Annotated in this window: 12 protein-coding genes and 2 pseudogenes; 4 read left to right on the plus strand and 10 right to left on the minus strand. The window is 71.2% G+C overall.

The window, feature by feature from the left end; translation table 11 throughout:
- Positions 1-141: 141 nt before the first annotated feature.
- Positions 142-807, plus strand: a complete 666-nt coding sequence (locus ACFZDE_RS24190) for a hypothetical protein (RefSeq protein ID WP_391202884.1) — start codon at positions 142-144, stop codon at positions 805-807.
- Between the two features lie 4 nt (positions 808-811).
- On the opposite strand, the gene ACFZDE_RS24195 is transcribed toward ACFZDE_RS24190, so the two are convergent.
- The 3 genes from ACFZDE_RS24195 to ACFZDE_RS24205 form a co-directional block, all read right to left on the minus strand.
- Complete coding sequence (locus tag ACFZDE_RS24195; protein ID WP_391202887.1) at positions 812-1,360, minus strand: DUF488 family protein; 549 nt, start codon at positions 1,358-1,360, stop codon at positions 812-814.
- A gap of 51 nt (positions 1,361-1,411) precedes the next feature.
- A complete protein-coding gene (locus ACFZDE_RS24200) occupies positions 1,412-2,941 on the minus strand; it encodes a UDP-N-acetylglucosamine 1-carboxyvinyltransferase (protein ID WP_390994201.1) in 1,530 nt (509 codons plus the stop codon).
- An 84-nt stretch (positions 2,942-3,025) separates the two neighbouring features.
- On the minus strand, positions 3,026-3,226 hold the full coding sequence (locus ACFZDE_RS24205) for a DUF4236 domain-containing protein (RefSeq protein ID WP_390994200.1): 201 nt from the start codon (positions 3,224-3,226) through the stop codon (positions 3,026-3,028).
- Between the two features lie 274 nt (positions 3,227-3,500).
- Between ACFZDE_RS24205 and acnA the strand changes: the two genes are divergently transcribed.
- Positions 3,501-6,218 carry an aconitate hydratase AcnA gene (gene acnA / locus ACFZDE_RS24210; RefSeq protein WP_390994199.1) on the plus strand — a complete coding sequence of 906 codons (2,718 nt, stop codon included), beginning with the start codon at positions 3,501-3,503 and terminating at the stop codon, positions 6,216-6,218.
- A gap of 98 nt (positions 6,219-6,316) precedes the next feature.
- On the opposite strand, the gene ACFZDE_RS24215 is transcribed toward acnA, so the two are convergent.
- The 6 genes and pseudogenes from ACFZDE_RS24215 to ACFZDE_RS24240 form a co-directional block, all read right to left on the minus strand.
- On the minus strand, positions 6,317-7,672 hold the full coding sequence (locus ACFZDE_RS24215; RefSeq protein ID WP_391202890.1) for an extracellular solute-binding protein: 1,356 nt from the start codon (positions 7,670-7,672) through the stop codon (positions 6,317-6,319).
- A 114-nt stretch (positions 7,673-7,786) separates the two neighbouring features.
- Positions 7,787-9,091 carry a sugar ABC transporter permease gene (locus ACFZDE_RS24220; protein ID WP_390994197.1) on the minus strand — a complete coding sequence of 435 codons (1,305 nt, stop codon included), beginning with the start codon at positions 9,089-9,091 and terminating at the stop codon, positions 7,787-7,789.
- Positions 9,082-9,861, minus strand: coding sequence for an ATP-binding cassette domain-containing protein (locus ACFZDE_RS24225; protein WP_390994196.1), 780 nt, complete (start codon positions 9,859-9,861; stop codon positions 9,082-9,084). The genes ACFZDE_RS24220 and ACFZDE_RS24225 overlap by 10 nt, the downstream gene beginning before the upstream one ends.
- Before the next feature lie 14 nt (positions 9,862-9,875).
- Positions 9,876-10,958 carry a substrate-binding domain-containing protein gene (locus ACFZDE_RS24230; protein WP_391202893.1) on the minus strand — a complete coding sequence of 361 codons (1,083 nt, stop codon included), beginning with the start codon at positions 10,956-10,958 and terminating at the stop codon, positions 9,876-9,878.
- Positions 10,959-11,644: 686 nt separating this feature from the next.
- Positions 11,645-14,392, minus strand: a pseudogene (locus tag ACFZDE_RS24235) (SpoIIE family protein phosphatase); the annotation flags it as partial.
- A gap of 655 nt (positions 14,393-15,047) precedes the next feature.
- On the minus strand, positions 15,048-16,106 hold the full coding sequence (locus ACFZDE_RS24240) for a lytic polysaccharide monooxygenase (protein WP_391202896.1): 1,059 nt from the start codon (positions 16,104-16,106) through the stop codon (positions 15,048-15,050).
- Between the two features lie 217 nt (positions 16,107-16,323).
- Between ACFZDE_RS24240 and ACFZDE_RS24245 the strand changes: the two genes are divergently transcribed.
- On the plus strand, positions 16,324-16,728 hold the full coding sequence (locus ACFZDE_RS24245) for a hypothetical protein (protein ID WP_391202899.1): 405 nt from the start codon (positions 16,324-16,326) through the stop codon (positions 16,726-16,728).
- 115 nt (positions 16,729-16,843) lie between these two features.
- Positions 16,844-17,254: an MmpS family transport accessory protein gene (locus tag ACFZDE_RS24250; protein ID WP_390994192.1), complete on the plus strand. Its 411-nt coding sequence runs from the start codon at positions 16,844-16,846 to the stop codon at positions 17,252-17,254.
- 220 nt (positions 17,255-17,474) lie between these two features.
- Here the strand turns inward: ACFZDE_RS24250 and ACFZDE_RS24255 are convergent.
- A pseudogene (locus ACFZDE_RS24255) lies at positions 17,475-18,589 on the minus strand (acetylxylan esterase).
- Between the last annotated feature and the right edge of the window lie 98 nt (positions 18,590-18,687).

Consider the following 18,687-nt stretch of genomic DNA (forward strand, 5'->3'; position numbering starts at 1 on the left):
CGGGCAACGGTCGTGGGCGGTGGCGGGTCGTACGGGGGGCAGGGGGCAAAGGCCCGTGCATTCGACCGGGAAACCGATCGGTCAAACCGATCGGTCAAACCGATCGGGGAAACCGGTCGGGGACGACCCAAGGGGGAAACCATGCAGTTCCGCACCCGAAGCACCCGTACCCGAGCCATCCGTACCCGAGCCATCCGTACCGGAGCCGTCCGCACCACCGTGGCCGCGCTCGCGGCCGTCGCCGGTGTCGCCGCGGCCGCCGTCCCGGCTACCGCCGCCACCGCGCCGGCCTCCGACACCCCCCGGTTCCTGGAGCCGGCCGAACTGCCGCCCCACCCCTCCTCGCCCTGGTACGCCGGACCGGTCACGGCCGGCCGCCCCGACCCGCTGCCGATGTGCGTGGGCGACGCGCTGCCGTCCATCACCTCGCACCGCGACTACTGGACGGAGTACGACACCAACGCCCAGCAGCTCACGGTCGAGGGGCACAGCGAACAGTGGGCGAAGGACTTCGCGGCGCTGCTGCGCAAGGACCTGGCCGGCTGCGCGAAGAAGCTGATGCGGCAGGACCCCGACATCACCGCGACGCAGAAGAACTACGGTCGGCTGAACGTCGAGGAGGGCGCCTACGTCTACGGCATCCACACCGCCTCCGCCTGGGGCTCCTCCGACATCGGCCTCTTCTCCGTCGGCCGGGACGGAGCGACCGTCACCCTCGTGCGGTGGGGCCAGATGGGCACCTTCCAGCACGCCCAGGTGGCGGACTTCAAGGCCACGACCGTCACGGCGGTGAACAAGCTGTACTGACGGCTCACCCCCGGGGCGGCTCGGTGGGGGCGGCGTCGTACACGAGGAGCCCGTCGTCGCGCAGCCGGGCTCCCGGCGTCGGCGGGTGGGCGATCAGGCGGCCGTCGTGCATGAGGTGCAGGGCGGCCGCACCGCGGGCGAGCACCGCGAAGTCGGCGATCAGCCGACGGTGGCAGCGCCACCAGACCGCTTCGCTGCACATCACGGCGGTACGCGTGTGCGCCGCCTCCCGCACCAGCCGGTCCATGGCGGCGACGAACTCGGGGGAGCGGGTGTGGGCGGCGTACCCGCGGAAGGAGACGTTGCGCCAGAAGACGTCCGGGCTGTCCTCCGGCAGACGGCGGAATCCGCCCAGGTCACGCTCCCACCGGTAGGCGAGGCCGGCCTCCGGCAGCCACTCGGCCAGCCGCTCCCGCAGCAGGTCCGGGTCACGACGGCTGCCGGGAGCGGTCCGCACGTCCACGACGGCCGTCACACCGGCCGCCCGCAACAGCTCGGCGATCCGCTCCCGCCCGGCGGTACCGTGCCCGAAGGTCACCAAAGGCGCGTCCACGGTGTCGGACTATCCATTCTCGGCGGGCGCACACCTCACGCCCCCGCGGGATCAGATGTCCCGGAACGTCTCGATCTGTGCCCCCACCGAGTTCAGCCGCTCCGCCAGCTCCTCGTAACCCCGGTTGATGACGTACACGTTGCGCAGCACCGACGTGCCCTCGGCGGCCATCATCGCCAGCAGGACGACCACCGCGGGGCGCAGCGCGGGCGGGCACATCATCTCGGCGGCGCGCCAGCGGGTCGGGCCCTCGACCAGGACGCGGTGGGGGTCCAGGAGCTGGAGCCGGCCGCCGAGGCGGTTGAGGTCGGTCAGGTAGATGGCGCGGTTGTCGTAGACCCAGTCGTGGATGAGGGTCTGGCCCTGGGCGACCGCCGCGATGGCCGCGAAGAACGGGACGTTGTCGATGTTCAGGCCGGGGAACGGCATGGGGTGGATCTTGTCGATCGGCGCCTCCAGCTTGGAGGGCCGGACGGTGAGGTCCACCAGCCGGGTGCGGCCGTTGTCGGCGAAGTACTCGTGCGTGCGGTCGTGATCGAGGCCCATCTCCTCCAGGACCGCCAGCTCGATCTCCAGGAACTCGATCGGCACCCGGCGCACCGTCAGCTCCGACTCGGTGACCACGGCCGCCGCGAGCAGGCTCATCGCCTCGACCGGGTCCTCGGAGGGGGAGTAGTCCACGTCGACGTCGATGGTCGGCACACCGTGCACGGTGAGGGTGGTGGTGCCGATGCCGTCGACCTTGACGCCGAGCGCCTCCAGGAAGAAGCAGAGGTCCTGGACCATGTAGTTGGACGAGGCGTTGCGGATGACGGTGATGCCGTCGTGCCGGGCGGCCGCGAGCAGCGCGTTCTCGGTCACCGTGTCGCCGCGCTCGGTCAGGACGATGGGGCGGTCGGGGCTGACCGCGCGATCGACCTGGGCGTGGTACTGGCCCTCGGTGGCGGCGATGTCGAGGCCGAAGCGGCGCAGCGCGATCATGTGCGGCTCGACGGTGCGCGTACCGAGGTCGCAGCCGCCCGCGTACGGCAGCTTGAAGGAGTCCATGCGGTGCAGCAGCGGGCCGAGGAACATGATGATGGAGCGGGTGCGGCGGGCCGCGTCCGCGTCGATCGCGGCCAGGTCCAGCTCGGCCGACGGCACGATCTCCAGGTCGACCCCGTCGTTGATCCACCGGGTGCGCACCCCGATGGAGCCCAGCACCTCCAGGAGGCGGTACACCTCCTCGATGCGGGCGACGCGGCGCAGCACGGTGCGCCCCTCGTTGAGCAGTGAGGCGCACAGCAGCGCCACGCATGCGTTCTTGCTCGTCTTCACGTCGATGGCGCCGGACAGCCGGCGTCCGCCGACCACCCGCAGATGCATCGGACCGGCATAACCGAGGGACACGATCTCGCTGTCGAGGGCCTCCCCGATGCGCGCGATCATCTCAAGGCTGATGTTCTGGTTGCCGCGCTCGATCCGGTTGACCGCGCTCTGGCTGGTACCGAGCGCCTCCGCCAGCTGCGACTGGGTCCAGCCCCGGTGCTGCCGGGCGTCACGGATGAGCTTGCCGATGCGTACGAGGTAGTCGTCTGCCATGCGCTTGAGGTTATCTCAGATATGAGATGTCACCCGACCGGGGGGTCCGAACGGGTGACGGGATGTCAATCTCGCCCGGCGGTCTCAGTGTCGACGTGCGTTCGTGGTGCGCCGCCATCCGAAAGGTCCGGGTAGATCCATCGATGTCGTACGACGTCCGGTGCTGCTACGGGTGTAGCGCGGGCCGTTCTTTCCGCCGCCGGTGGTGATGGACCAGGAGCGCTTGTTGATGTTCAGGCGCACCCCCGGAAGGATCCGGAAACTCTTGCGGAACGTGAGCGGCATGCTCGTCTCCCCTCCGTATGGCTGGATGTCGCGCGTGGGTACCCGGTTCGGATACCCGGGAAAAGGGCGCACATGACCGCACGGCGGACGCCGGGGCATGACCATCGGGCGCTCGTGTACTAGAGTTATCTCGACATCGAGATATCTGCCGAGAGAGCACCCCAGCCGCCACCCCGGTAAGGGTTACCTAACTTAGCCTTACCTTAGCGGATCGGCCAAGATGCCGTGGCGGCAGGATCGTGGTGGTACGCGCACATCAATGAAGGAGACTGTCGTGTCGGCGAACAGCTTCGACGCCCGCAGCACGCTGCAGGTGGGCGACGAGTCGTACGAGATCTTCCGGCTGGACAAGGTGGAGGGCTCGGCTCGCCTGCCCTACAGCCTCAAGGTCCTGCTGGAGAACCTGCTCCGCACGGAGGACGGCGCGAACATCACCGCCGACCACATCCGTGCCCTCGGCGGATGGGACTCGCAGGCCCAGCCCAGTCAGGAGATCCAGTTCACGCCGGCCCGCGTGATCATGCAGGACTTCACCGGCGTTCCCTGTGTCGTGGACCTCGCGACCATGCGTGAGGCCGTCAAGGAGCTGGGCGGCGACCCGGCGAAGATCAACCCGCTCGCCCCGGCCGAGCTGGTCATCGACCACTCCGTCATCGCCGACAAGTTCGGCACCCGCGACGCCTTCGCGCAGAACGTCGAGCTGGAGTACGGCCGCAACAAGGAGCGCTACCAGTTCCTGCGCTGGGGCCAGACCGCGTTCGACGAGTTCAAGGTCGTACCCCCCGGCACCGGCATCGTCCACCAGGTGAACATCGAGCACCTGGCGCGCACGGTCATGGTCCGAGGTGGCCAGGCCTACCCCGACACCCTCGTCGGCACCGACTCGCACACCACCATGGTCAACGGTCTCGGCGTGCTCGGCTGGGGCGTCGGCGGCATCGAGGCCGAGGCCGCCATGCTCGGCCAGCCGGTCTCCATGCTCATCCCGCGCGTCGTCGGCTTCAAGCTCACCGGTGAGCTCACGCCCGGCACCACCGCCACCGACCTCGTGCTCACCATCACCGAGATGCTGCGCAAGCACGGCGTCGTCGGCAAGTTCGTCGAGTTCTACGGCGAGGGCGTCGCCGCCACCTCGCTGGCCAACCGCGCCACCATCGGCAACATGTCGCCGGAGTTCGGCTCCACCGCCGCGATCTTCCCGATCGACGGCGAGACCATCAACTACATGCGGCTCACTGGCCGCAGCGAGCAGCAGCTCGCGCTGGTCGAGGCGTATGCCAAGGAGCAGGGCCTCTGGCTCGACCCGGCCGCCGAGCCCGACTTCTCCGAGAAGCTCGAACTCGACCTCTCCACGGTCGTCCCCTCCATCGCCGGCCCGAAGCGCCCGCAGGACCGCATCGTCCTGGCGAACGCCGCCGAGCAGTTCAAGCAGGACGTCCTCAACTACGTCGACACCGTGGACGAGGCCGGCCAGGAGTCCTTCCCGGCCTCCGACGCCCCGGCCGTCACCCCGAACGGCGCCCCGTCCAACCCGGTCACCGTGACCGCCCCCGACGGTACGTCGTACGAGATCGACCACGGCGCGGTGACGGTCGCGGCCATCACCTCCTGCACCAACACCTCCAACCCGTACGTCATGGTCGCCGCCGCCCTGGTGGCCAAGAAGGCGGTGGAGAAGGGCCTGACCCGCAAGCCGTGGGTCAAGACCACCCTCGCCCCGGGCTCCAAGGTCGTCACCGACTACTTCGAGAAGGCGGGCTTGACCCCCTACCTCGACAAGGTCGGCTTCAACCTCGTCGGCTACGGCTGCACCACCTGCATCGGCAACTCCGGCCCGCTGCCGGAGGAGGTCTCCAAGGCCGTCAACGACCACGACCTCGCGGTCACCTCGGTCCTCTCCGGCAACCGGAACTTCGAGGGCCGGATCAACCCCGACGTCAAGATGAACTACCTGGCGTCCCCGCCGCTGGTCGTGGCCTACGCGCTCGCCGGCTCCATGAAGGTCGACATCACCCGGGACGCCCTGGGCGCCGACCAGGACGGCAACCCGGTCTACCTGAAGGACATCTGGCCCTCCGAGGCCGAGGTGAACGACGTCGTCGCCAACGCCATCGGCGAGGACATGTTCTCCAAGTCCTACAGCGACGTCTTCGCGGGCGACGCCCAGTGGCAGGCGCTGCCGATCCCCACCGGCAACACCTTCGAGTGGGACTCCGAGTCCACCTACGTCCGCAAGCCCCCGTACTTCGAGGGCATGGCCCACGAGCCGGCCCCCGTGGAGAACATCTCCGGCGCCCGGGTGCTCGCCAAGCTGGGCGACTCGGTCACCACCGACCACATCTCCCCGGCCGGCGCCATCAAGGCCGACACCCCGGCCGGCAAGTACCTCACCGAGCACGGTGTGGAACGTCGTGACTTCAACTCCTACGGCTCGCGCCGAGGCAACCACGAGGTCATGATCCGCGGCACCTTCGCCAACATCCGCCTGCGCAACCAGATCGCGCCGGGCACCGAGGGCGGCTACACCCGCGACTTCACCCAGGACGGCGCGCCGGTGTCGTTCATCTACGACGCCTCGCAGAACTACCAGGCCGCCGGCATCCCGCTGGTCGTCCTGGCCGGCAAGGAGTACGGCTCCGGCTCGTCCCGCGACTGGGCGGCCAAGGGCACCGCGCTCCTCGGCGTCAAGGCCGTCATCGCCGAGTCCTACGAGCGCATCCACCGCTCGAACCTCATCGGCATGGGCGTCCTCCCGCTCCAGTTCCCGGAGGGCCAGTCGGCCGCGTCCCTCGGCCTCACCGGTGAGGAGACCTTCGACTTCACCGGCGTCGAGGAGCTCAACAACGGCACCACCCCCCGCACGGTGAAGGTCAGCACCGACACCGGCGTCGAGTTCGACGCGGTCGTCCGCATCGACACCCCCGGCGAGGCGGACTACTACCGCAACGGCGGCATCATGCAGTACGTGCTGCGCAGCCTGATCCGCAAGTAAGCGGACCGCCACGGCAGTTCGAGGGCCGCGCTCCCGGGTGACCGGGGGCGCGGCCCGCGCCGTTCGCCGACGCTCCGAAGCCGTGCGGACCTCGCCGGTCACCCGCCCCGGTACTTCGCCGCCGCGGCCTGGGCCAGGTCCTGGGACTTGTCCAGAGCCGAGTCCACCGACTGCCGCCCCGCGATGGCCGCCGCGATCTGCTCGGAGACCGCGGTCCCCAGCACGGCGAACTCGGGGATGCCCAGGAAGCCGATGCCTTCGTAGGGGCGCGGGCCCACGCCCGGGTTCTTCGGGTCCGCGGAGTCCGTCGCCGCCCTGAACTCCTGCCGGTACCAGGCATGGGCCGCCTGCTGGTACTCGGGCTTTTCGTAGAGCGACATACGGTTCCCGGCGGGCGCCGAGGTCCAGCCCACCTCCTCGCCGACCAGCTCCTGGAACTCCTTGGAGGAGGCCCAGGAGATGAACTCCCAGGCGGCGTCCTTGTGCTCGGAGGCCTGCTGGATGCCCCAGGCCCAGGTCCACAGCCAGCCGGCCTTGTCGGTGCGATCGTGCGGGGCGGGGACGTAGCCCACCTTGCCCTTGACCGAGGAGCTGTCGGCCTCGATCGACGACGCCAGCGACGTGGCGTCGTACATCATGGCGCACTTGCCCGCGATGAAGCGCTCCAGGATCTCCAGCACGCCCATCCGCTCGGCGCCGGGCTGGCCGTGGCCGCGCAGCAGGTCGACGTAGAAGCCGACGGCCTTCTTGAACTCCGGTGAGGTCAGGCGGGCGTTCCAGTCCATGTCGTACCAGGCGCCGCCGAAGGTGTTGACGACCGTGTTGATCGGGGCGAGGTTCTGGCCCCAGCCGGGCAGGCCGCGCAGGCAGATCCCGCTCGCGCCCTCGGAGCCGTCGACCCGGGCCGCGAGGTCGGCGACCTGCTCCCAGGTCGGCTCCGGCGGCATGGTCAGCCCGTCCTTGCGGAACAGGTCCTTGCGGTACATCAGGAAGGAGCCCTCGCCGTAGAAGGGTTCGGCGTAGAGCTTGCCGTCCTGGCCGGTCAGCGAGGACGCCAGGTTCGGGAAGACGTCGTCCTGGTCGAAGTCCGCGTCGGCCTTCACATAGGGATCCAGCGGGGCGAGCCAGCCGTTGTCCGCGTAGATCGGCACCTCGTACGCGCTGACGCTCGCCACGTCGTAGGTGCCGGCCTGGGTGGCGAACTCGCGGTTCATCGTCACCCGCGCCTCGTTCTCCGGCAGCACCGTGTAGTCGACGGTGATACCGGTCTCCGCCGTGAAGTGCTTCTTGGTCAGCTTCTTGAGGGTCTGGATCTGCGGCACGTCCGTCGCGAGCACACGGAGATCGGCCTGCTCCCCGCCGCCGGGCAGATCGGCGTCACCGCACCCGGCGAGGACCAGACCGGCGGCGGCCGTGAGGGCCACGGCCGCCTGGGTGAGGCGGCTGCGTTTCATGACATTTCGGCCCCTACCCATGATTGCCGATTATTAGGCACTTCTTGAGAAAAAGGATAGGGGGGTGCATTTCCGGCATGCTCGCGCCCGGGCGCGCAGCCGGCCGAGTCCGGCTCAGGTCCGGCCGCGTCTGGCCTGGGCGCGCCGGGACAGCGCGTCGGCCGCCACGGCGGCCAGCAGCACCCCACCGGTGATCATGAACTGCACGGCGTCCTGCACGCCCAGCAGCCCCATACCCGAGGCGATCGACTGGATGACCACCACACCGAGCAGCACCGACCAGGGCGAACCCCGCCCGCCGAACAGACTCGTGCCGCCGATGACGGCCGCCGCGATCGCGTTGATCAGCAGCATCCCCGAACCGGCGGCACGCGCCGTCGTGGGGCTCGCCGAGGTCAGCCCCGACGCCACGAACAGCCCGCCGAATGCGGCCAGCGTCCCCGACACCATGAACATCGCGACCCGCACCCGCTCCACCGCGATGCCGGCCCGCCGTGACGCCTCGACCCCGCCGCCGAGCGCGTACACCCGCCGCCCGTAGCGGGTGCGGCGCAGCACGTAGTCCGAGACGACCAGCACCACCAGGAAGATCAGCAGCGCGAGCGGCAGCCCCTGGAACCGGTTGAGGGTGTGCGCCCCGGCGAAGGCGACCACCGCGAGAAGACCGGTGCGCAACCAGATCTCGCCCCCGGGCCGGTAGGGCATCCCGGTCGCCAGATGGCGGCTCCGGCGGCGGCGGGCAGCCAGGAAGTACCCGCCCGTGCCGAGCGCCGCGACCGCGTACGCCGCCAGGTCGTTGCCGAAATGCCGACTGGTCAGGGAGGCGACCAGACCCTCCTCGTCGATGTTGATCGTGCCGCTCGCGCCCAGCAGGTAGAGCGTCAGACCGTTCCAGATCAGCAGCCCGGCCAGCGTCACCACGAACGCGGGCACGCCGAGCCAGGCATGGAAGAACCCGTGGAAGGCACCCACCGCCGTGCCCGCGGCCACCGCCACGATCACCGCCAGCCACTCCGGCACCCCGTGGTTCACATTGAGCACGGCGAACGCCGCCCCCGCCAGGCCGCTGACCGAGCCGACCGACAGATCGATCTCCCGGATCAGCAGCACGAACACGATGCCGACGGCGACCAGACCGGTCCCGACGATGTCCACGCTGAGATTGGACAGGTTGCGCGGCGAGAGGAACTTGTCGTCAAGTCCCTGGAAGACGATCCAGATCACGATCAGACCGGCGAGGACCAGCAGCGGCCCCCGCTCGCCGTCCCGCACCCCGCCGCGCAGGTCGCGGACGTACTCCCGCACACTGTCCTGCCAGCCGCGGACGGCGCCCCGCTCGCCGCCGGTGGCGACCGGACCGGCACTGCCCGGCCCGGCCGGCCCGCCGTCCCCGCGCGACCCGCCCCGGCTCACGGCCACGCCTCCTCGTCGCCCTTCGAGCGATGGGCCACGGCATTGTCCGCCGCCCCGGTGACCGAGGAGATGATCTGCTCCTGGGTCACCGTGCTCACGTCGAACAGACCGTTGTTGCGGCCCAGCCGAAGCACGGCGACCCGGTCCGCCACGGCCTTGATGTCCCCCATGTTGTGACTGATGAGGATGATCGCCATCCCGCGATCGCGCACCCCCTCGATCAGGTCGAGCAGATGGCTGGTCTGCTCCACCCCCAGGGCGGCGGTCGGCTCGTCGAGCAGCAGCACCTTGGGCGAGCCCATCAGCGACCGGGAGATCGCCACGGCCTGCCGCTGCCCGGCGGACAGCGCGGCGACCGGCATCCGCACGTCGGGGATGCGGATCGACAGGTCCTGCATGAGATCACGGGCCCGGCGCTCCATCTCCACCTCGTCCAGGACGCCCACCCGGTCGATCTCCCGGCCGAGGAAGAGATTGCCGACCACGTCCAGGTTGTCGCACATGGCGAGGTCCTGGTAGACGGTCGCGATGCCCAGGGTGTGGGCGTCGTGCGGGCGTTTGATCTGCACCAGGCGCCCCTCCCACTCGATGATGCCCCGGTCGGCGGGGCTGACCCCGGAGATGACCTTGATCAGCGTGGACTTGCCGGCCCCGTTGTCCCCCGCCAGGGCCACGACCTCCCCGGCCCGGACCTGGAGGTCGACGTCCACGAGCGCCTGGACGCCGCCGAAGCGCTTGGTGATGCCGCGCAACGCCAGTACGGGGGGATGAACCACGGGGACCACCTCGCTCACCGGATGAGCCCGGCCCGCTCGCAGGCCGGACGGAGCTTAGGGGTGCAGATCTGGTCGATCGTGTAGACGCCGTCGCGCACCAGCGTCCGGCCGATCGTCTCGAGCGTCACGGCGGTCGGGGTGAGCAGGATCGCCGGGACGTCCTTCGTCGTGGGGCTGTTCACCTTCGTCGAGACCAGGGCGTCGATGTCGTTGCCGCGCGCCAGGGCGACGGCCATCGCGGCGGCCGCCTCGGTCTCCAGCCGGAACGGCTTGTACACGGTCATGTACTGCTCGCCCTCGACGATGCGCCGCACGGCGTCGAGATCGGCGTCCTGCCCGGTGACCGGGGGCAGGGGCGAGATCCGGGCGCTCTTCAGGGCCGAGACGGCACCGGCCGCGATCGAGTCGTTGGCCGCGAGCACCCCGTCGATCCGGCTCGGGCCGAGGGCGCTGATCGCGGAGGACATCTGATCGTGCGCGTTCTCCGTGCGCCACCCCAGGGTGTTGTACGACTTCAGGATGCGCACCCGGTCCTCGAGGACGGACCGGGCGCCACCCTCGTACCAGGCGGCGTTGGGGCTGGAGGGGTCGCCGTTCAGCATGACGACACCGCCGCCGTCGGCCCTGGCCCCCATGCCCTTCAGGAGTGCCTGGCCCTGGAGCCTGCCGACCTGGGCGCCGTCGAAACTGACGAAGCCCGATATCGGGCCCTCGGCGAGCCGGTCGTAGGCGACGACCGGGATGCCCTCACGGTGTGCCGCGCGCACCGAGGAGCGCAGCGCCTTGGGGTCGACGACGTCCAGCATCAGGGCCGAGACCCCTCGGGTGATCATGGACGTCATCTGCTGGCGCTGGCTCGCCGCGTCGTTCTCGGCGTTGGCGTACACGACCGTGCATTCGGCGCACAGCTCCTTCACCCGCTTCTCGATCAGAGGCCTGTCGGACTTCTCCCAGCGGGGCACGGCCCGGCTGGGCAGCAGCAGCCCGATGGTCAGCTCGCCGTCACCCTCCCCGCCGCTGTCGGTACACCCGGCGAGGGCCACGGCCAGAAGAACCGCCAGCAGCCCGGCGACACCGCGCAGCCCGACACCACGCATCAGGAACCTCCCTCGTGGGTCCGGGCCCGGGGCGGGCGGGGAGCGGAACGGGACCGGGGCCGGTCCTGCTCACGGGGGGCCCGCGCGCCTTCGGTGCGGTTCTGGTCCCGTTCTTGCCGCCGGCTCCGGCCGCCGCCCGGCCCGCGGGGCTGATCTCGGTCCGGGTGGCGGTCTCTGGTGCCGTTTTCGGGGTGGGGCTGGTCTTGGTGTTCGTGGCGGGGTGGGGTGTCGTCTTCGGGGTGGGGCTGGTCTTGGTGCGGGTGGCGGTCTCTGGTGCCGCTTTTGGCGTGGACCTGGTCTCGCTCTTCGTACGGGTCCGGGGTGCCGACCGACTCGCGGTTCTGGTGCCGGGTCCGGCCGTCGACTCCGGCGCTGTTCGTGCCGTGCTGTTCGGACCCGGACCCGGAGCCGTACTCGGGGGCGGGGGCGGAGGCGTGCTCGGGCCCGGAGTCGTACTCGGGCCCGGGGCCGTGCTCGGGGGCGGGGGCGTCGCTGTCCGGTGGCCGGTCGCCGGTGTGGTCGTGGTCGCGGTTCCGGCCCTGCTCGCGGGACCTGCGGCGGTCCCGGTTGCGGCCCAGGCCCCAGCTCCGGTCACGGCCCAGGCCCCAGCCGCGGCCCGGCTTCCGCTCCTCCTGCGGTTCCTCCTGCGGTTCCTCCTCCGGCTCCGCCTCCGGTTCCACGTCCGGCCCCGCTTCCGGCTCCTCGCCGGCCTCCGCCCGCCGTTCCGTACGGGTGACGACGATCTCGCTCCACACCTGCTTGCCGCCGCCCACCGGCACCGAGCCCCAGGCCGCGGACATCGCCTCGACCAGGAACAGCCCGCGGCCGCCCGTCGACTCCCAGTCCACGACCACCGGCTTGGCCGGTGCCCGGGGCGAGGAGTCGCTCACGGCCACCCGCAGCCGGTCCGCCGCCAGGGTCAGCTCCACCCGGACCGCGCCCTGCGTGTGCACCAGCGCGTTGGTGACCAGCTCCGACACCACCAGCAGGACGGTGTCGGCCTCGGCCGCGATGCCCCACGATCGCAGCGTGCGCGCACTGAACCTGCGGGCGTGCATCACGGCGTCCGGCAGCCGCCACACCACCCAGCCCGCCCGCACCGGCCGGACCCGCATCCCGTCGTAGCGCAGCAGCAGTACCGCCACGTCGTCCTCACGGCGCCCGTTCTCACCGAGCAGCGCGTCGGCCATCCGCCCCGGGTCGGCGGGATCGGCCGCGGCGAGCGCCCGGCGCACCAGCCGCATGCCCTCGTCCACCTGGAGATCCGCCGACTCGACCAGACCGTCCGTCACCAGCGCGAGCACCGAGCCCGGCGCGAGCGCCAACGCCGTCAGCGGGAACTCCGCGTCCGCGAGGACGCCCAGGGGAAGCCCGCCCTCGACGGCGATCTCCGCGGTGCTGCCGTCGGGATGCCGTACGAGCGGCGCCAGATGCCCCGCGCGGACGAACAGCGCGTTGCCCTCCTCCATGTCGAGCTCGACATAGCAGCAGGTGGCGAACAGGTCCGTCTCCATGCCGACGAGCAGCCGGTTGGCGTGCGCGACGACCACGTCCGGCGGGTGCCCCTCCACCGCGTAGGCCCGGACCGCCGTACGCATCTGGCCCATGATCGTCGCGGCGCCGGCGCTGTGCCCCTGCACGTCACCGATGACCAGGGCCACCTTGCTCTCCGACAGCGCGATCACGTCGTACCAGTCGCCGCCCACCTGGAGCCCGCGCCTGGCCGGCAGATAGCGGGCCACCGCGGTGCCGCCGGGCAGCCGGGGCAGCCGGCGCGGCAGCAGGCTGCGCTGGAGCATCGTGGCGAGCTCCTGCTCGGCGTCGTAGGCGTGCGCGCGCTTCAGGGCCTGCCCGACGAGGCCCGCGGTCGCGGTCAGCAGGGCCCGCTCCTCGGGGACGAACTCGTGCGCGGCGTCCCAGCCGACCAGGCACACCCCCGCCACCCCGCTCTTGGCCGGCAGCGGCAGTACGGCGAGGCCGCCGGGGCCGATCCCCGCGAGCCCGGGCTCCAGCACGGAACCCGCCGGCCACAGGCTCATCCGCCCGTCCCGCAGCGCCGCCTGGAGCGTGGGCAGGGCGCTGACCGGCGCGTCGGGCCACTCCGAGCGCCACTCGCGCCGCCACAGCTCCGGCCAGACACCGGCGCTCGGCGGATCGAGCACGGTGACCGCGAGCCGGTCCTCCAGCAGTTCGGCGAGCGCCACCCGGTCGGCACCCAGCGGCTCGCGCAGCGCGGCGACCACCACACGGCTGACGTCCCGCACCGTCGTGGCGTCGTCGAGCGCGGCCGTCAGCCACTGGATCCGGGCCACGTCGCTGGCACTGCGGCGCAGCACCGGCGCGGCGCTCACCACGCCCAGCACCCGCTCCGGGGCGCCGTCGGGCCCCTTCAGCACGCGGCAGTTCAGCCGCAACCAGCACAGTTCACCGGTCGGACGGCGGATCCGGAACTCCAGCTCACGGCGGCCCGGGGTCTGCGCGGACGGCTCGATGACCGACATCAGCGCGGGGACGTCCTCCGGGACGCTGCACGAGAGCAGGGTGTCGGTCTTGCCGTCGAAACCGCCTTCGGGGATGCCGACGAGTTCCAGCAGGGCCGGATCCGTCTCGACCAGGCCGGTGCCGGGTGACAGGGCGAAGGAGCCGACCCCCATGGCGCGCAGGGCCGAATCCAGCAGGGGTGAGGGCGCCGACCGGTCGGCCTCACCGCGCAGCCGTTCGGCGACGGCCTCGGCGTACCGCTCCAGGAACTCCTGCTGCTCGACGCCGAATCCTTCCCCGGGCTCTCCCACCACCACGAGACAGCCCAGCCACCCGCCCGCGGCCCCCAGCGGCAGCGCCCCGAGCGGGACGGCGGCGGCTTCGGCGTCCTCCCGGCCCGGGAGGACCACGCCCGCGACCCATACGGCCCGCCCCCGCAGGAACGCCTCGACGAGAGCCGGACAACCGCCGCCCGAGTCGGCAGGGCCTGACGGTAGCGAGGGGGGAGTGGGGTGGGTGTCGGTCGGGCCTGACGGCTCGGTGGGGGGAGCGGGGTGGGAGTCGGCAGGGCCCGACGGTACCGAGAGGGGAGCGGGGTCGGAGTCGCCAGGGCCTGGTGGCACGGTGGGGGGAGTGGCGTGCTCGGTGCCAGGTGGTTCAGCCCTGGGGGAGGCGCTCGGCCCCGTGCCCGGCGCTCCCGCTGACTCCAGGAGCGCCACCCGCCCCGGCAGCCGGTACCGCGGCTCGGACTCGGCTCCGGCCGACTCCACCAGGCGCAGTTCCGCACCGTCCTCACCGCGCACGTACACCGCCGCCAGCGCCACCCCGGCGTACGCCAGCAGCCGCGCTCGCGCCGCCGTCTCCGGAGCGGGACGAGGCGGACCGGTACCCCCGTTCCCCGGCGCCCGAAGACCGGGGACCGAGGCCGCCCGGGCATCGCCGTGATGGGGCATGTCCGCATCCACCTCCCGTCCACGCCGCAGCCAGCGGCAGGTGGGAGTCCCCGGAACTCAGGCGACGACGACGCGGGCACGGGACCGGCGGCGCGGGGTCGCGCCTCCCATGGCGGATCCACGCCGCACATGAGCGGCAGGGCACCCACACAACAGAATCGCACACCTGGATAACACCGACATATGGGGCGACCGGCCTGGCTCTACGGACACGTCCACCGGGTTCCGATCCCAGGCCTCTGGCCTCCGGCCCCTGGTCCCTGGTCCCCGGTCCCTGGTCCCCGGTCCTTGGCCCCCGGCCCCGGTCCCTGGCCCCGGCCCCGGTTTCTGGCCCCGGCCCCTGGGTCCTGCCCCAGCCTCGGCCCCTGGCCCCCGGGTCCCGGGCCTCGGCCCCCGGGCCCCGGCCCGGCCTCTGCCTCGGCCCCTGGGTTCCGGCCCCCCGCCTCGGCCCCCGGCCTGCCCCCAGCCTCGGCGCCTGGCCCCTGGCCCCTGGCCTCGGCCCTCGGCCCTCGGCCCCCGGCCTCGGGCCCGGCCCCAACCCCGGCCCCGGCCCCGGCCCCGGCGAGTGGCGAGCCGCGCGGGCGCAGTGGCTCGGGCGGCATGGCGGGCCCGGTGATCATCTGTCTCGGGTCACCGGGCCCGTTCCGTGCGGTGGTCAGCCCACTCGGCAGGGTGGGCTGCTCGTGCTCTCGGCTCCTGAACCGGAGACGACGTAGCCGAACGTCGCACTCTTACCCGGGGCCAGGGAGCCGTTCCAGTTGGCGTTGTGGACCATCACCGACTGGCCGTTGTAGGTCGCGCTGCCGCTCCACAGGCTCTCGACCTTCTGGCCCGCCGGGAGCGTCCAGTCGACCATCCAGCCGAGCATCGGGACCGTGCCGGTGTTGGTGACGGTCACCTCGGACTGGTAGCCGCCGTTCCAGGTGCCGGTCGTCTTGCGGGTGGCCGTACAGGTGCCGGGCACCGGCTCGGACGGGTTGCCCGGCTCCTTGACGCCGGTCACCTCGCCGTTGCCACCGTCGAAGACGACGTCGGAGCAGGAGTAGAAGGTCTCCTGGCTGTCGGAGCGCTGCCAGACCATGTAGATGATGTGGCGGCCCGACTTGTCGGCCGGGAGCTTGCCGGTCCAGGAGTAGTTGGCCTCGACCGTCCCGGGGGAGCCGTTGAGCGGCGGGTGGTCGACCGAGAGGAAGGGCTGGGCCTCCATGTCGTTCCAGGTGAGCGTCTTGGTCGGGTCGAAGCCGTCCTTGGTGATGTAGACGTAGAACCAACCCGGGTGCGCCGCCCAGGCGTTGTACGAGAAGTCGACCGTCGCCCCCGAGGTGAGATGGGTCAGCGGCCAGTCCTTGCTGGGTGTGTTGAAGCCGGTGAAGTTGGTGTTGCCGCCGCTGCACAGCTCGCCGTCCGGTACGAAGCCCCGGGTGCGGCCGGCGCCGTCCGAGCGCAGCACCGAGAACCAGTTGTAGAACGGCGTGGTGCCGCTGACCTGCTGCGCACCACGGCACGCGGGGTTGACCGGCTTGATCTCACCGGTGTCGGTCAGCCCGTCCTGCCAGCACAGGAACGTGCGGCTGCCCGGTTTCATGGGTGTGCCGTGCGCTTCCGCCTTTCCGCCGGCCGTCATGACCAGGCCGATGGCCGGGACGGTGGCGAGGAGGGCGAGCAGGACGAGGAAGAGGGCTCTGACCCGGGTGGGGAGCGCTAATCGGGGCATCGTGGATCCTCCCGGCTCTCTTGTCAGGATCATCCGTTCGTGGGGGTGTCGGGCCTGCGGATGCGTGTGCCTGGATGCGCGGGATGGGAGCGACTCGAGGGCGGGTTCCGGTCCACCGTGATGGGAGCGCTCCCACCCCGCCTGTTGCGGAAGTTAGCGCTCGACGGGGGAGATGTAAACGGCTCGGGCGAAAGGGCGTGGCGGGAAGCGGCGACCCGTGGCAATGGCGCGCCTGTCGTGTGGTGCGGAGCCCGTTCGGCTGGTGACAGCGCGCGCGTGCGTCGAGGTGCTCGCAGACTTCGGATGGATGGACGACTCGTCAAGTGGAAAGCAGGAGGCGGTCATGGGGTGCATGCCGACGGAGGACGCCGAGTTTCACAACGCCATCAAGGAGGTTTTCCTGCGGTACCCGGAAGCGCAGGGGAAATACGCGCTGTCCAGTCTCGCGCTGGAAAACCGTATCCCGGTCGACTTCGACAAGAAGGTCGCCGTCTCCAGGATCGAGGGCGACAAGATCATCACCGAATTCAAGGACCGGAAGTCGGTGATCAGGATGCAGCTCTGCTTGAAGTGGAACTTCGACTACAGCGAGTGTCTGATGTGGGAAGAGGCTCCGGAGTAGCGCGTGGTGTCATCGTCGGCGGCACGTCCATGAGGGCGCGGTTCAAGGCGAGTTGACTTGACCTTCCCTTTGCGGTTGGCTGCGGATCCGACCATCATGATCCGGGGGGATCCGCGTGAACCGCACACTTCGTGCAGCCGTCTGTTCCGTCGCCGTGGGCGCTCTCGCGCTCGGCCTCAGCTCCTGCTCCGAGGCGGTCGACCAGGTCGACAAGGCGGTGAACGAGACGTACGAGGTCACCTACGAGGTCACGGGGAAGAACGTCGACTCGATCGACTTCCACGGGGGCGGTGGCAAGGCCATGGAGCCGAAGATCGAGTCGGTGTCGAAGCCCGAGCTGCCCTGGAAGAAGACGGTTACGCTGCGTGGCATCATGCCCGCGGCGGTCATGCCGATCGCTACGGACCCCGAGGGTGCGCAGGTCACCTGCAAGATCATCTACAAGGGCAAGGTGATCGAGGAACAGAGCGCCAAGGGTCTGGTGACCGCCGGCGGCTGCACGGCGGAGTCCCCCGTCACGGAGTGATCCGGGGCGGCGCGGGGGACGGCGCGGGGGCTTCGCCCGGGGCCCGGGAGGATGGCCCCGGTCGCGATGAGCCACAGTGGGTCGTCCCGGCCCGGGCGTTCACCTCGCAGCCCCGGCTGCGCGCCGCATCCTGGCCACCCTGCCTCGTGGCCCCGGCTGCGCGCCGCATCCCGGTCACCTCACCTCGCAGCCCCAGGGCACGAGTCACGCCCCACGCACCTCACCGTCGGTCACCCCGCCCCCTGAGCGGAACTGACCGCGAGCCCTCCCCGTCGTCCCCCGTCTCGTCCAACACCCCCCGCAACCACCCCAGTTGACGCCCCACCTGCACGGCCTCACCCCCTCGTGCCCGTTGAACGGATACGCGTGGATCTCCTTGCGCGGAGCCGTACCCGTCAGTTCCGCATAGCGGTTGAACGCGGCGTACACCCCGCTCGGCGGACACACCGTGTCCCGCAGCCCCACCCCGAAGTGCGCCGGGGCCTGCGCGCGCCGGGCGAAGGAGATGCCCTCGACGTAGGAGAGGGTGCGGTGGGCCGCGGTCTCGGCGCCCCGGTGGACCGCGAGGTAGGCGGCGATCTCGCCGTACGGACCCGCGTCCGTGAGGTCCAGGGCCCGCCGGATGCCGCACAGGAGCGGGGCGGTGACCAGGACGGCCGCCAGATCCGGGACGAGCCCCGCGACGGCCAGGGCCAGCCCGCCGCCCTGGCTGTTGCCGACCGCCACGGTCCGCGCCGGATCGACGCCGGGCAGCGCCCGTACCGCCGCGACCGCCCGCACCGCGTCCGCGATCAGGCGCCGGTAGTGGTATTCCTCGGCGGCGAGCAGCCCCCGTACGGCTGGACCGGGTCCGCCCGGCGCGGTGACGTGCGGGTCGGGTGTGTCACCGCCGCACCCGTACTGGTCGCCCTGGCCGCGGTTGTCCATGAGCAGATGCGCGTACCCGGCGTTGACCCACGTCAGGCGCTCGTGCGGAAGTCCGCGCCCGCGCCCGTACCCGGCGAACTCCACCACGGCGGGCAGCAGTTCACGCTCATCTCCACCCACCTCCACCCGCGAGCCTCCACCCACCTCCACCCGTGAGCCTCCACCCCACCCCACCCCCGCCGGCCGGCTGAACCACCCCCGCACCGGATCGCCCCCGAACCCCCGGAACGTCACATCCCAGGTCCGCGTCAGACGGAGCCCCGTCTCCACCGGCCGCACCGACACCAGGGGGTCCGAGCCCCCGGCCACCTTCAGCGTGTCCCGCCAGAACGCGTCGAAGTCGCCGGGCTCCTCGATGTCCGGGCGGTGGCGTTCCAGCTCTGTCAGGGGCAGGTCGAACGCGGGCACGACAGCACCTCGCAGGAGTCGGTGATCATCCAGAAACTTGCGGTGGGATAGAGGCTCGACTCTGGGGGGCATACCCAGCTTCATCGATGTTCCAACGC

The organism is Streptomyces sp. NPDC007929 (assembly GCF_042959065.1).
Taxonomy (GTDB): Bacteria; Actinomycetota; Actinomycetes; order Streptomycetales; family Streptomycetaceae; genus Streptomyces.